Consider the following 13864-nt stretch of genomic DNA (forward strand, 5'->3'; position numbering starts at 1 on the left):
AAGGATACGATGACCGTCTCTTCTGCACCTTATTCAGATCATTCCCCGGTTTCGGCCGGCGCTCAGGCGCCTACGCGCGCCATGTCCGCGATGCCCGATTTCGCCGTAATCGGCGGCGGCCTATGCGGGCGCCTCGTCGCGTGGCGCCTCGCGGGCGCGGGCCATCGCGTGGCGCTCTACGAGCGTGGTGGGCCCGAAGGCGAGGAATCGGCCGCCTGGATCGCGGCGGCCATGCTCGCGCCGCTCGCCGAGGCCGCCGTCGCCGAATTGCTGATTACCGAGCTGGGCGTCGCCTCGCTCGAGACCTGGCCGCAAATGCTAGCCGAGCTGCCCGAGCCCGTGTTTTTCCAGCGCAACGGCACGCTCGTGGTCTGGCATCACGCCGACCGCACCGAGGCTCCCTTGTTCGAGCGCCGCGTGCGCGCGAACGCGCCGCGCGAGCTGGCCGAAGCCAACTTCACGACGCTGCAGGGCGCGCAGCTCGACGCCGCCGAGCCGGCGCTCGCCGGGCGCTTCGCGCGCGGCTGGCTGCTCGCCGGCGAAGGCCAGCTCGACAACCGCCAGGCGCTGGCGGCGCTGGCCGCGGGCCTCGCGCAGCGCGGCGTGGAAACGCACTGGCACACGAGCGTCGACGACGCGAACCCGCCGCGCGCCCGCGTGACGATCGACTGCCGCGGCCTCGGCGCCAAGCCCGCGCTGCCGGCGCTGCGCGGCATTCGCGGGGAAGTGGCCCGCGTGCACGCGCCGGGCATCGGCCTCACGCGCCCCGTGCGCCTGCTGCATCCGCGCTATCCGCTCTATATCGCGCCGAAACAGAACGACGTCTACGTGATCGGCGCGACCGAGATCGAGGGCGAAGACCGCTCGCCCGTGAGTGTGCGCTCGGCGCTCGAATTGCTGAGCGCCGCGTTCGCGGTGCATCCGGCGTTCGGCGAGGCGCGCATTCTGGAACTTAATTCGCAGTGCCGACCGACGCTGCCCGACCATCGTCCCGCGCTCATCTGGGACGGCGGCCAGGGTGACGGTCACGGTGCCGGCCACACGCTGCGCGTGAACGGCCTCTATCGCCACGGCTTCATGATCGCGCCCGCCGTGGCCGACGAGGCGGTGCGCGTAGCAGAGGCGCTGCTGGCGGGCCATCTCACCGATGCCGACAGCTTCGAGTCGCTGCGCCAGCAATCGCGCTGGGCTTCGATGCTGCACGCCGGCCACACGCAAGGCGCGCACGAGCCCGCTTGACCGGGCCGCGAGCACGACACCCCAAACAGGAGACGAGGCGCACCGTTTACGCCTTGCCGGAAACAACGTAGTCAGACGAATTGCCATGGATATTCAGATCAACCAGAAGCCGCTCACGCTGCCCGAAGGCGCGACCGTCGCCGATGCGCTCGCCGCATTCGGCGCGCGTCCGCCGTTTGCCGTCGCCGTGAACGGCGATTTCGTGACGCGCACCCAGCACGGCGCGCGCACGCTTTCGGCGGGTGACCGCCTCGACGTCGTCAGCCCGGTGGCCGGCGGCTGATCGCATGCGCGATCCGTCCGCTTTGCTCGCGGCTTTTGTCGCAGCTTTAGTTACCACGTGCCGCCCGACCGTCGCCACCCGATCAGGACTCATGCCATGACTACCACCCAGACCGCCGATGCCCTCACGCTCTACGGCGAAACCTTCGCGAGCCGTGTGCTGCTCGGCACCTCGCGCTATCCGTCGCTGCAAGCGCTTTCCGGTTCGATGGAAGCCGCGCGCCCCGGCATGATCACGGTCGCGCTGCGCCGCCAGATGAACGACGGCACGGCGGTTGCCGGCTTCTTCGATTTGCTCAAGCGCCACGGCGTGCCGTTCCTGCCGAACACGGCGGGCTGCCTCACCGTCAACGAGGCGGTGACGACCGCGCACATGGCGCGCGAAGTCTTCGAGACCGACTGGATCAAGCTCGAGCTGATCGGCGACGACTACACGCTGCAGCCCGACCCGGTCGGCCTCATCGAAGCGGCCTCGCGCCTCGTGAACGACGGCTTCAAGGTGCTGCCGTACTGCACCGAGGACCTCGTGATCGGCCGCCGTCTGCTCGACGCGGGCTGCGAGGCGCTGATGCCGTGGGGCGCGCCCATCGGCACGGGCAAGGGCGTGATCAATCCGTACGGCCTGCGCGTGCTGCGCGAGCGGCTGCCCGACGTGCCGCTGATCGTCGACGCGGGCCTCGGTCTCCCGTCACACGCGGCGCAAGTGATGGAATGGGGTTTCGACGGCGTGCTGCTGAACACGGCCGTGGCGCAGGCCACGCACCCCGAGGCGATGGCGCGCGCGTTCGCGCTGGGCGTCGAGGCGGGCCGCGCCGCATTTCTCGCCGGGCCGATGGCCGAGCGCGAGGCGGCCGTGGCGAGCACGCCCGTGGTCGGCATGCCGTTCTGGCACCAGGACGGAGGCAAGCAATGACCCAAACGCTACGACTCAAGGACCGCGAGCTGTTCTGGCCGCCCGCCGACGAGCTCACCGAAACGGCGGAGCGCATTCGCGCAAGCCTCGGCGACTGGCAGCCCACGCATGCGCCGTGGCGGATCTGCCTGACGCCGCCCGATACGCCCAATGGCGGCGACCTGATCGTCGTGACCGACGCGGGACCGCATCTCGCGAACATCGCGCGCTGGATGACCGATGGCGCCGGCGTGGTCGAGGCCGCGGCGGGCCGCGCGACGCTGCATCTGGGCGGCGAGCGCTATGCGCTCGAAGGCACGCTCGCCGAAGACTGGATCCCGGCGCTGGCCGCGTTCCTCGACTGCGGCTTCGACCCGCACGACGCGCTGGTGCTCGCGCTCGCCTGGCGCGACGGCGATGAGCAGCAGGCCGACGCGTGGCCCGTCGACATCGCACGCTTTCCGCGCGTGCTCGGCTTGCCGGCAGCGCCCGCGCAGCCGTTCGCGCCGTGTCCCGCGAAGCTCGGCCTCTACCCCGTGCTGCCCACCGCCGACTGGGTCGAGCGCGTGCTCGACTACGGCGTGAAGACCGTGCAGCTGCGCAGCAAGCAGCCGGAATCGGCAGCGCTCACTGAGGAGATCGAGCGCTCTGTCGCGGCGGGCCGCAAGCACGACGCGCGGCTTTTCATCAACGATCACTGGCAGGCCGCGATGGCCGCGGGCGCGTACGGCGTGCATCTGGGCCAGGAGGACCTGCGCGAGGCGGATCTGAACGCGCTTGCCGCGTCGGGCATCCGCCTCGGCCTTTCGACCCACGGCTACTTCGAGATGCTGACCGCGCTGCATTTCCGGCCGAGCTATATCGCGTGCGGCGCCGTGTTCGCCACCACGACCAAGACCATGCCGACCGCGCCGCAGGGCCTCGCGCGCCTCGCGCGCTACGTGAAGCTGCTCGACGGCGTGGTGCCGATGGTCGCGATCGGCGGCATCGATCTTGCCGTGCTGCCCGAAGTGCTCGCGACGGGCGCGCCCAGCGCGGCCGTCGTGCGCGCCATCACCGAGGCCGCCGAGCCGGCTGCCGCGGCTGCTGCGTTGCGCAACGCGTTTACGCAATAATTAGCCCGCCTCGCCTTTGGTCGCGCCCCAGCGCGACTGGGGGCGAGGCGCGAGCCGCGGAGCCCCCCCGGGATTGCCCGACTTGCGTCAAGGGGCCTGGGCGTGTCACGGCAGCATTCTCACGATGGCCCTATAATCCCGCCTTCGTGTAAATGGACTGTCTGCCACGTGCCCTCGAACTCTGAGACCCTTCTGGAGCTGCGCGACGTCGACTTCGGCTATAGCGACCAGCTCGTCCTGTCCGGCCTGAACATGCGCTTTCGGCGCGGTCAGGTCGTCGCGGTCATGGGCGGCTCGGGCGGCGGCAAGACCACGGTGCTGCGCCTGATCGGCGGTCTCGTGCATGCCCGGCGTGGCCAGCTGCTGTTTCATGGGCAGGACGTCGGCGCGCAATCGCGCGAAGGCCTTTACGCGCTGCGCCGGAAGATGGGCATGCTGTTCCAGTTCGGCGCGCTTTTCACCGACATGTCGGTGTTCGAGAACGTCGCCTTCGCGCTGCGCGAGCACACCGATCTGCCCGAAGAGCTGGTCCGCGACCTCGTGCTCATGAAGCTCAATGCCGTGGGCCTGCGCGGCGCGCGCGACCTCGCGCCTTCGGAGATCTCGGGCGGGATGGCGCGGCGCGTGGCGCTCGCGCGCGCCATCGCGCTCGACCCCGAGCTCATGATGTACGACGAGCCGTTTGCCGGTCTCGACCCCATTTCCCTCGGCATCACCGCGAACCTGATCCGCACGCTGAACGACGCGCTCGGCGCCACCTCGATTCTCGTCACGCACGACGTGCCCGAATCGTTCGCGATCGCCGACTACGTCTATTTCCTCGCGAACGGCCGCGTGCAGGCGGAAGGCACGCCCGCCGAGCTGCGCGCCTCGACCGACCCGATCGTGCGCCAGTTCATCGACGGCGCGCCGGACGGCCCGTTCCGCTTTCACTATCCGACGAAGGTGCCGCTCGACGCGGACTTCGGCATTGGCGGAGGCCGCTCATGACCGGCGCCATCAGTTCGCTCGGCCGCGCGGTGCTCGACGCGATCGCGCGCGCGGGCCACGCCACGCGCTTCTTCGTGCGCCTTGTGCTGGAATTCTTCCCGCTGCTGCGCCGCCCGCGCCTTGTCACGAAGCAGATCCACTTCGTCGGCAATTATTCGCTGCTGATCATTGCGGTGTCGGGCCTGTTCGTCGGCTTCGTGCTGGGCTTGCAGGGCTACTACACGCTCAACCGCTACGGCTCCGAGCAGGCGCTCGGGCTGCTGGTCGCGCTCTCGCTCGTGCGCGAGCTCGGCCCCGTCGTCACGGCGCTGCTGTTCGCGGGCCGCGCGGGCACCTCGCTCACGGCCGAAATCGGCCTCATGAAGGCGGGCGAGCAGCTCACGGCCATGGAAATGATGGCGGTCGACCCGGTGCGCATCGTCGTGGCGCCGCGCATGTGGGCGGGCGTGATCGCCATGCCCATTCTGGCGGCCATCTTCAGCGCGGTCGGCATTCTGGGCGGCTACGTGGTGGGCGTGCTGCTGATTGGCGTGGACGCGGGCGCGTTCTGGTCGCAGATGCAAGGCGGCGTCGATGTCTGGACCGACGTGGGCAATGGCGTGATCAAGAGCATCGTGTTCGGCTTCGCCGTGACGTTCACCGCGCTGTACCAGGGCTATGAAGCCAAGCCCACGCCCGAAGGCGTATCGCGCGCGACCACGAAGACGGTCGTGTACGCATCGCTCGCGGTGCTGGGCCTCGACTTCCTGCTCACCGCGCTGATGTTCAGCTAAGGATTGAGCCCGGGTGCCCGCCGGAGCAACGGCGGGCGCGGCATCCGGGCCGCGCGGCAGGCGCCTCGTGCAGGGCGCCGCCGCAATGGATTCTCATTGGGATGACGATGAAAAAGACTGCTCTCGACTTCTGGGTCGGCCTGTTCGTGGTGCTGGGCTTCATTGCGCTGCTGTTTCTCGCGCTGAAGGCCGGCAACATGAGTTCGCTTTCGTTCCAGGCGACCTATCCGGTCAAGCTCAAATTCGACGATATCGGCGGCCTCAAGCCGCGTGCGCCCGTGAAGAGCGCGGGCGTGACCGTGGGCCGGGTGGCGTCGATCGGCTTCGACACGAACACCTATCAGGCGCTCGTCACGATCAACCTCGACCAGCAGTACCAGTTTCCGAAGGACACGTCGGCGAAGATCCTGACCTCGGGCCTGCTCGGCGAGCAGTACATCGGGCTGGAGCCGGGCGGCGACACCGAAATGCTCAAGGCCGGCGACACCATTTCCATGACGCAGTCGGCGATCGTGCTCGAAAACCTGATCGGCCAGTTCCTCTATAGCAAGGCGGCCGATTCGGGCGCCGCGAAGTCCGGCAGCGGCGCGGGCGGCGGGAGCGCCGCGCCGGCCCCGGCACCCGCACCGGCCGCGGCCGGCTCGGGCGCGGCGGCGCAATAAGGAGAAAAAAAAGATGATGACCACTCGCATGCGGGCCATAACCGTCGGGGTTGCGGCGCTCGCGCTCACGGCGTGCTCGACGGTACAGACCCCGTCGAAGGACGATCCGTGGGAAGGCTTCAACCGCACCGTCTACACCTTCAACGACAAGGTCGACCAGTACGCGCTCAAGCCGGTTGCGCAGGGCTACGTCAAGGTCACGCCGCAGCCGGTGCGCGACAGTGTGACGAACTTCTTCGCGAACATCGGCGACGTCTACAACGCGGCCAACAACCTGCTGCAGTTGAAGATCGCCGACGGCGTCGAGGACATCATGCGGATCGTGATCAACACGGTCTTCGGTGTGGGCGGCCTGTTCGACGTGGCGACGCTCGCGAAGCTGCCCAAGCACGACCAGGACTTCGGCCTCACGCTCGGCCACTACGGCGTGCCGCCCGGTCCGTACCTCGTGCTGCCGTTGTTCGGTCCGAGCACGGTGCGCGACGGCGTTGGCCTGCTCGGCAACTACTTCATCAATCCGCTCACCTATGTGGACCCGGCGGCCGTGTCCTGGGGCCTCTATGGGCTGAACGTCGTCAGCACGCGTGCGAACCTGCTGGGCGCGAGCAATCTGCTCGAAGGCGCGGCGATCGACAAGTACTCGTTCGTGCGTAACGCCTACCTGCAGCGCCGCCAGTACCAGCTTTCGGACGGCCACGCGTCGAACAACCTGCCCGATTACGGCGAAGGCGCGCCGCCGCCGAACTACGGCGAGCCCGAAGAGGGCGCGGCAGCGGCCGCTGGCGGCGCGGCTGCTGCATCAGGCACTGCGCATGCGGGTGCCCCAACTGCGGCCAGCATGGCGCCGGCGTATCCCAGCGGAGCGGCGTCCGCCCCGGCCACGCTCGAAGGCCCGGCCGGCGCCACGGCTCCGGCCGGTGCGTCCGAGACCGCCGTGCCGGGCGAGCAGTACGTTCCGCCGGCGCGTATCGGTATCGGCGCTCCTGGGCTGCTGCGTTTGCATTGATCGTGCTATCCGGCGCGGCGCGTGACGCTGCGCCGGGACTTCGACGGCGCTTAAATCTGACGTAACAAGCTGAAACGCTTGTCGCAGTTTCCTGGCATTCTTTGACTCGGTGTGCCGGGGCTCGCGTGATATCGTTGACCTCCAACGGGGCGTTGTTCCCCAACTTGCAGGACTCGCTATGAAAAAATTCTTTCTGTTCCCGATTTTTGCCATGTTTTTTGCGTTTGCCGGTGCAGCCTCCGCGCAAACGGTCGACACCAGCAATCCCGACGCGATGATCAAAACGATCACGCAGCAGGTCATGGACCAGATCAAGGGCGACAAGTCGATCCAGTCCGGCGACATCAACCGGATCACCGATCTCGTCAACGAAAAGATCCTGCCGTACACCGACTTCCGCCGCACGACGCAGCTCGCCATGGGCCGCAACTGGCGCACGGCCACGCCTGAGCAGCAGCAGCAGGTCATCGAGCAGTTCAAGACGCTGCTGATCCGCACGTACTCGGGCGCGCTCGCCCAGGTGCGCGACCAGCAGATCCAGTACAAGCCGTTCCGCGCGAACCCGGACGACACGGATGTCGTGGTCCGTTCGACGGTCACGAACAACGGCCAGCCGATCGAGCTCGACTACCGTCTGTACAAGACGCCGCAAGGCTGGCGCGTTTATGACATCAACGTGCTCGGCGCATGGCTGATCCAGGCGTACCAGCAGCAATTCCAGGAAAAGATCCAGCAGGGCGGCGTGCAGGGCCTCATCACCTTCCTCACGCAGCGTAACCAGCAGCTCGCCGCAGGCAAGGCTGCTTCGTGAGCGAGCGCTTCGCCACCGGCGCCATGCTGACCCACGAGAGCGCGACGGCCGCGCTCTCGGCGGGGCTCGCGCAGATCTCGGCGGGTGCCAGCGCCGTCGATTGCGCGGCGCTCACGCAGTTCGACTCCTCGGCGCTTGCCGTGCTGATCGCCTGGCAGCGCGCCGCGCACGAGCGCGGCGTCACCCTCAGCGTGCTCAATCTTCCTGCCGCGCTCGCGTCCCTCGCGCGCGCTTACGGCGTCGAATCGCTCCTTCACGAGCGACATTGACGCGCGGCGGCCTTCACGGCTACACCGCGGCCACAACACCGGACCCCGTCCGTCGAGCGCCGCCGCTCGGGCCCGATCGCCGCACGCCGCCGCTTCCGCTTTCAAGTCCAGACTGAGCCCAGGCCGGGCTTTGCGACTTGGCCTATAATCAAACGTTTTTTGGCGTTGCCCCGGTTTTCGGGGGCTTCGAAGGCGGTACGAGCCGTCCCCAAATTCCGGTCCTCCCCGCAGCATTGATGCATTTATCCGCCGCGCCGTCCATGACGGGCGGCGCCCGAGTCATGCCAGCCATAGAAATCCGTAACGTCAAGAAGCGCTATAAAGAGCTCCAGGCGCTCAAGGGCGTCAGCTTCACGGTCGAAGAAGGCGAGTTCTTCGGGCTGCTCGGCCCGAACGGCGCGGGCAAGACGACGCTCATCAGCGCTCTCGCCGGCCTCGCGCGAGCCGACGAAGGCTCGATCGAAGTGCGCGGCCACGACGTCGTCCGCGACTATCGCAACGCGCGCCGCAATCTCGGCGTCGTCCCGCAGGAACTCGTGTTCGATCCGTTTTTCACGGTGCGCGAGACGCTGCGCATCCAGTCGGGCTATTTCGGTCTGCGCAACAACGACGCGTGGATCGACGAGGTCATGGCCAATCTCGACCTCACCGAAAAAGCCGACGTGAACATGCGCGCGCTCTCGGGCGGCATGAAGCGCCGCGTGCTGGTCGCGCAGGCGCTCGTGCATCGCCCGCCCGTGATCGTGCTCGACGAGCCCACCGCCGGCGTGGACGTCGAGCTGCGCCAGACGCTCTGGAAGTTCATCGCGCGCCTGAACCGCGAAGGCCACACCATCGTGCTCACGACGCACTACCTCGAAGAAGCCGAGGAGCTGTGCGACCGCATCGCCATGCTCAGGCGCGGCGAGGTGGTGGCGCTCGAGCGCACCAGCACGCTCTTGCAGCGCTTCGCGGGCACGCAGCTCTTCGTGCGTTTCTCGGAAGGCGTGCTGCCGGCCGAGCTGCGCGCGCTCGAAGTCGATCCGTCGAACGTCAATGAGCGCCACCATCTGCTGCGCCTCGCGAGCTACGACGACGTCGAGCGTATCCTCGCGCTGTGCCGCGCGAACGGCTGCAAACTGGAAGAAATGGAAGTGCGCAAGGCCGATCTGGAGGATGTCTTCGTGCAGGTGATGAATGGTCCTGAAGTGATCGAGGGGCTTGCATGAGCGGCTTCCGTACGCTGTTTTACAAGGAAGTGCTGCGTTTCTGGAAGGTCGCCTTCCAGACCGTGCTCGCGCCGGTCATTACCGCGCTGCTCTATCTGACGATCTTCGGCCACGCGCTGCGCGGCCACGTCGAGGTGTATCCGGGCGTCGAGTACACGAGCTTCCTGATTCCGGGCCTCGTCATGATGAGCGTGCTGCAGAACGCGTTCGCGAACTCGTCGTCGTCGCTCATTCAGTCGAAGATCACGGGCAATCTCGTATTCGTTCTATTGCCGCCGCTGGCCGCCTGGGAGATGTTTGGAGCCTACGTGCTCGCTTCGATCGTGCGCGGCCTCGCCGTTGGCGCGGGCGTGTTCGTCGTGACGATCTGGTTCATCCCGATGAGCTTCGCCGCGCCGCTCTACATCATCGGCTTCGCGGTGCTGGGCTCGGCGATCCTCGGCACGCTCGGCCTGATCGCCGGGATCTGGGCCGAGAAGTTCGACCAGCTCGCGGCGTTTCAGAACTTCCTCATCATGCCGCTCACGTTCCTTTCGGGCGTGTTCTATTCGACGCATACGCTGCCGCCGGTGTGGCGCGAGGTGTCGCGGCTGAACCCGTTCTTCTACATGATCGACGGCTTCCGCTACGGTTTTTTCGGCTTGTCCGACATTAATCCGTTCGCAAGTCTCGCGATCGTTTTCGTCTTTTTCGTGGTGCTGGCCGTTATCGCGATGCGTCTGCTCGCGAGCGGCTACAAGCTGCGCCACTAAATGCAATTCAGGCAGGAGCCCCACACCATGTTGCCGACTCCGGAACAGGTCAAGCAGTACATCTCGGCAGGACTCGCGTGCGAGCATCTCGAAGTCGAGGGCGACGGTCAGCACTTCTTCGCGACGATCGTCTCGTCGGCGTTCGACGGCAAGCGCCTGATCCAGCGCCATCAGCTCGTCTATGCGGCGCTCGGCGAGCGCATGCGCGAGGAAATCCACGCGCTCAGCATGAAGACGCTCACGCCCGCCGAATGGCAGAACGCATAATCTGGAATCTCAGTGCGAATCACCCAGGACAATGGCGCCGCCGCGAGCGGCGCCCCTCAACACGACGCGACCCCGCAAGCCGGCCGCACCGATCAGGAAACCTCAGGCATGGATAAACTCGTCATCGTCGGCGGGCAGCAGCTCGCGGGGGAAGTGACCGTTTCCGGTGCGAAGAACGCGGCGCTGCCCATTCTCTGCGCCGGCCTCTTGAGCGCGGAGCCCGTTCATCTGGACAACGTGCCCGACCTCCAGGACGTGCGCACCACGCTCAAGCTGCTGGGCCAGATGGGTGTGCGCAGCGAGCAGGACGGCAACCGCGTGCAGCTCGACGCCTCGAAGGTCGACAACCTCGTCGCGCCTTATGAGCTCGTGAAGACCATGCGCGCGTCGATCCTCGTGCTCGGGCCGCTCGTCGCGCGCTTCGGCGAGGCAAAGGTGTCGCTGCCGGGCGGCTGCGCGATCGGCGCGCGTCCCGTGGATCAGCACATCAAGGGCCTGCAGGCGATGGGCGCCGAGATCAACATCGAGCACGGCTTCATCGAGGCGCGCGCGAAGCGCCTGAAGGGCGCGCGCATCGTCACCGACATGATCACGGTCACCGGCACGGAAAACCTGCTGATGGCCGCCGTGCTCGCTGAAGGCGAAACGGTGATCGAGAACGCCGCGCGCGAGCCCGAAGTGGGCGACCTCGCGCATCTGCTCGTCGCGATGGGCGCGAAGATCGAAGGCATCGGCACCGACCGCCTCGTGATCCAGGGCGTGGACAAGCTCCACGGCGCGACGCATACCGTGATTCCCGACCGTATCGAAGCGGGCACGTTCCTGTGCGCGGTCGCGGCCGCGGGCGGCGACGTTACGCTGCGCCACGTGCGCCCGCACACTCTCGACGCCGTCACGGACAAGCTGCGCGAAGCGGGCGTGACGATCGAAGAGGGCGACGACTGGATGCGCGTGCGCATGCACGAGCGCGCGCGCGCCGTGAATCTGCGCACCGCGGAATATCCGGCGTTCCCGACCGACATGCAGGCGCAGTTCATGGCGCTCAACGCGATCGCGGACGGCACCTCGCAGGTCGTCGAGACGATCTTCGAGAACCGCTTCATGCACGTGCAGGAGCTCAACCGCCTGGGCGCCCACATCACGATCGACGGCAAGACGGCGCTGGTTGCTGGCGTCGAGAAGCTCTCGGGCGCGAAGGTGATGGCCACCGATCTGCGCGCTTCGGCGAGCCTCGTGATCGCCGGCCTGTGCGCCGAAGGCGAGACGCTGATCGACCGCATCTATCACCTCGATCGCGGCTACGACCGTATGGAAGCGAAGCTCAACAAGCTCGGCGCCAACGTGAAGCGCATCAAGGGGAACGCGGCATGAGCACGGTCGAATCCAGGCCCACGCCGGCCGCCGCCGCCGGTGCGCCGCTCACGCTGGCGCTTTCGAAAGGCCGCATCTTCGAAGAGACGATGCCGCTGCTCGCGGCCGCGGGCGTCGAAGTGACCGAAGACCCGGAAACCTCGCGCAAGCTGATCCTGCCGACGACCGACCCGAACCTGCGCGTCATCATCGTGCGCGCGACCGACGTGCCCACCTATGTGGAGTACGGCGCGGCCGACTTCGGCGTGGCGGGCAAGGACGTGCTGCTCGAACACGGCGGCGGCGGGCTCTATCAGCCGATCGATCTCGACATCGCGCGCTGCCGTCTCTCGGTGGCCGTGAAGTCGGGCTTCGACTACGCGAACGCCGTGCGCCAGGGCGCGCGCCTGCGCGTGGCGACCAAGTACACGGAAGCCGCGCGCCAGCACTTCGCGGCCAAGGGTGTGCACGTCGACCTCATCAAGCTCTATGGCTCGATGGAGCTCGCGCCGCTCGTCGGCCTTGCCGATGCGATCGTCGACCTCGTCAGCACGGGCGGCACGCTGCGCGCGAACAATCTGGTCGAGGTCGAGGAGATCATGGAGATTTCCTCGCGCCTCGTCGTGAACCAGGCGGCGCTCAAGTTGAAGCGCGCCGCGCTGCGGCCGTTCCTCGACGCGTTCGAACGCGCGTCGCGAGGCATGCAGTCGGCGTGATCGATGCGCCCGCGCGGCGCCCGATGCGCCGCGCACACAACCGTTACGGATGGATATCAGCATGGCTATCACGATGCGCAAACTCGACTCCAGCGCCGCAGGCTTCAAGGCGGCGCTGCACGCTGTACTCGCCTTCGAGGCGAGCGAAGACGAGGCCATCGAGCGCTCGGTCGCGCAAATCCTCGCCGATGTGAAGGCGCGCGGCGACGCCGCCGTGCTCGACTACACGAACCGCTTCGACCGCCTGAACGCCACGAGCGTCGATGCGCTGGAGCTGCCGATCAGCGAACTCGAGGCGGCGCTGGAAAGTCTCGAACCGAAGCAGCGCGCGGCGCTCGAAGCGGCGGCCGCGCGTGTGCGCGGCTACCACGAGAAGCAGCGCATCGAGTGCGGCTCGCATAGCTGGCAGTACACCGAAGCCGACGGCACCGTGCTCGGCCAGAAGGTCACGCCGCTCGACCGCGTGGGTCTCTACGTGCCCGGCGGCAAGGCCGCGTATCCGTCTTCCGTGCTGATGAACGCGATCCCCGCGCGCGTCGCGGGCGTGCGCGAGATCATCATGGTCGTGCCCACGCCCGACGGCGTGAAGAACCCGCTCGTGCTGGCCGCGGCGCTGCTCGGCGGCGTCGACCGCGTGTTCACGATCGGCGGCGCGCAGGCCGTTGCAGCGCTCGCCTACGGCACCCGCACGATTCCGGCCGTCGACAAGATCTGCGGCCCCGGCAACGCCTATGTGGCCTCGGCCAAGCGGCGCGTGTTCGGCACGGTCGGCATCGACATGATCGCCGGTCCCTCCGAAATCCTCGTGCTGTGCGACGGCACGACCGATCCGCGCTGGGTCGCGATGGACCTGTTCTCGCAGGCCGAGCACGACGAGCTCGCGCAATCGATCCTGCTGTGCCCCGACGAAGCGTTCATCAAGCGCGTGGAAGACGCCATCCAGGAACTCCTGCCCAGCATGCCGCGCGCCGAAGTCATCGCCACCTCGCTCACGAACCGCGGCGCGCTCGTGAAGGTGCGCGACATGGCCGAAGCCTGCGCGATCGCCAACGACATCGCGCCCGAGCACCTCGAAATCTCGGCGCTCGAGCCGCAGAAGTGGGGCGCCGAAATCCGCCACGCGGGCGCGATCTTCCTCGGCCGCTATACGAGCGAGAGCCTCGGCGACTACTGCGCGGGACCGAATCACGTGCTGCCTACGTCTCGTACCGCACGTTTCTCATCGCCGCTCGGCGTCTATGATTTCATCAAGCGATCGAGCCTCATCGAGGTGAGCGCGGAAGGCGCGCAGACGCTCGGCGAGATCGCCGCGGAACTCGCCTACGGCGAAGGCCTCCAGGCCCACGCGCGCAGCGCCGAGTACCGCATGAAGCAGGGCTGAAGCAGAACGGAGACGCGGCGGCGCAGCTTCGTGTGCGCCGCACCCCCTGAGGAGACGTTTGCAGGCATCGATGCAGAAGGAAGGCGAGCGCGCGCCGCGCCGCACGCCAGAGCCCGATGCCTGGAACACCGAAGTAACCCGAGCGCCCGAC

Annotated in this window: 16 protein-coding genes; all 16 read left to right on the top strand. The window is 67.5% G+C overall.

What is annotated here, in order from left to right; all coding sequences use genetic code 11:
* Window positions 1-81: 81 nt before the first annotated feature.
* The 16 genes from U5775_RS16445 (at window position 82) to hisD (ending at window position 13713) form a co-directional block, all read left to right on the top strand.
* A complete protein-coding gene (locus tag U5775_RS16445) occupies window positions 82-1239 on the top strand; it encodes an FAD-dependent oxidoreductase (protein ID WP_322059152.1) in 1158 nt (385 codons plus the stop codon).
* A gap of 85 nt (window positions 1240-1324) precedes the next feature.
* Window positions 1325-1522, top strand: a complete 198-nt coding sequence (gene thiS, locus U5775_RS16450) for a sulfur carrier protein ThiS (RefSeq protein WP_028218467.1) — start codon at window positions 1325-1327, stop codon at window positions 1520-1522.
* A 96-nt stretch (window positions 1523-1618) separates the two neighbouring features.
* Window positions 1619-2434, top strand: coding sequence for a thiazole synthase (locus U5775_RS16455; RefSeq protein WP_322059153.1), 816 nt, complete (start codon window positions 1619-1621; stop codon window positions 2432-2434).
* Window positions 2431-3528 (top strand): thiamine phosphate synthase, encoded by a 1098-nt coding sequence (gene thiE, locus U5775_RS16460; RefSeq protein ID WP_322059154.1) that lies wholly within the window; start codon window positions 2431-2433, stop codon window positions 3526-3528. The genes U5775_RS16455 and thiE overlap by 4 nt, the downstream gene beginning before the upstream one ends.
* Window positions 3529-3696: 168 nt before the next feature.
* The gene (locus U5775_RS16465) at window positions 3697-4518 is read left to right on the top strand and encodes an ABC transporter ATP-binding protein (protein ID WP_322059155.1); all 822 of its coding nucleotides are present in this window, start codon (window positions 3697-3699) and stop codon (window positions 4516-4518) included.
* A complete protein-coding gene (mlaE, locus tag U5775_RS16470; protein ID WP_322059156.1) occupies window positions 4515-5291 on the top strand; it encodes a lipid asymmetry maintenance ABC transporter permease subunit MlaE in 777 nt (258 codons plus the stop codon). The genes U5775_RS16465 and mlaE overlap by 4 nt, the downstream gene beginning before the upstream one ends.
* Window positions 5292-5398: 107 nt before the next feature.
* On the top strand, window positions 5399-5953 hold the full coding sequence (gene mlaD, locus U5775_RS16475; protein ID WP_322059157.1) for an outer membrane lipid asymmetry maintenance protein MlaD: 555 nt from the start codon (window positions 5399-5401) through the stop codon (window positions 5951-5953).
* A gap of 13 nt (window positions 5954-5966) precedes the next feature.
* Complete coding sequence (locus tag U5775_RS16480) at window positions 5967-6959, top strand: VacJ family lipoprotein (protein ID WP_322059158.1); 993 nt, start codon at window positions 5967-5969, stop codon at window positions 6957-6959.
* A gap of 178 nt (window positions 6960-7137) precedes the next feature.
* Complete coding sequence (locus U5775_RS16485; protein WP_322059159.1) at window positions 7138-7770, top strand: ABC transporter substrate-binding protein; 633 nt, start codon at window positions 7138-7140, stop codon at window positions 7768-7770.
* 23 nt (window positions 7771-7793) lie between these two features.
* Window positions 7794-8039: a lipid asymmetry maintenance protein MlaB gene (locus U5775_RS16490; protein WP_322059237.1), complete on the top strand. Its 246-nt coding sequence runs from the start codon at window positions 7794-7796 to the stop codon at window positions 8037-8039.
* Between the two features lie 281 nt (window positions 8040-8320).
* Window positions 8321-9247, top strand: a complete 927-nt coding sequence (locus U5775_RS16495) for an ABC transporter ATP-binding protein (protein ID WP_322059160.1) — start codon at window positions 8321-8323, stop codon at window positions 9245-9247.
* On the top strand, window positions 9244-9999 hold the full coding sequence (locus U5775_RS16500) for an ABC transporter permease (RefSeq protein WP_322059161.1): 756 nt from the start codon (window positions 9244-9246) through the stop codon (window positions 9997-9999). Before U5775_RS16495 ends, U5775_RS16500 begins: the two co-directional genes overlap by 4 nt.
* 27 nt (window positions 10000-10026) lie before the next feature.
* A complete protein-coding gene (locus tag U5775_RS16505; protein WP_028213298.1) occupies window positions 10027-10266 on the top strand; it encodes a BolA family protein in 240 nt (79 codons plus the stop codon).
* A gap of 108 nt (window positions 10267-10374) precedes the next feature.
* Window positions 10375-11637 carry a UDP-N-acetylglucosamine 1-carboxyvinyltransferase gene (gene murA, locus U5775_RS16510; RefSeq protein ID WP_322059162.1) on the top strand — a complete coding sequence of 421 codons (1263 nt, stop codon included), beginning with the start codon at window positions 10375-10377 and terminating at the stop codon, window positions 11635-11637.
* Window positions 11634-12332 (top strand): ATP phosphoribosyltransferase, encoded by a 699-nt coding sequence (hisG, locus tag U5775_RS16515; protein WP_322059163.1) that lies wholly within the window; start codon window positions 11634-11636, stop codon window positions 12330-12332. The genes murA and hisG overlap by 4 nt, the downstream gene beginning before the upstream one ends.
* Window positions 12333-12393: 61 nt before the next feature.
* Entirely contained in the window at window positions 12394-13713 is a 1320-nt protein-coding gene (gene hisD / locus U5775_RS16520) for a histidinol dehydrogenase (protein ID WP_322059164.1), read from the top strand.
* Window positions 13714-13864: the final 151 nt, after the last annotated feature.

The sequence above is a fragment of the Paraburkholderia sp. J63 genome, assembly GCF_905220245.1.
GTDB lineage: Bacteria > Pseudomonadota > Gammaproteobacteria > Burkholderiales > Burkholderiaceae > Paraburkholderia.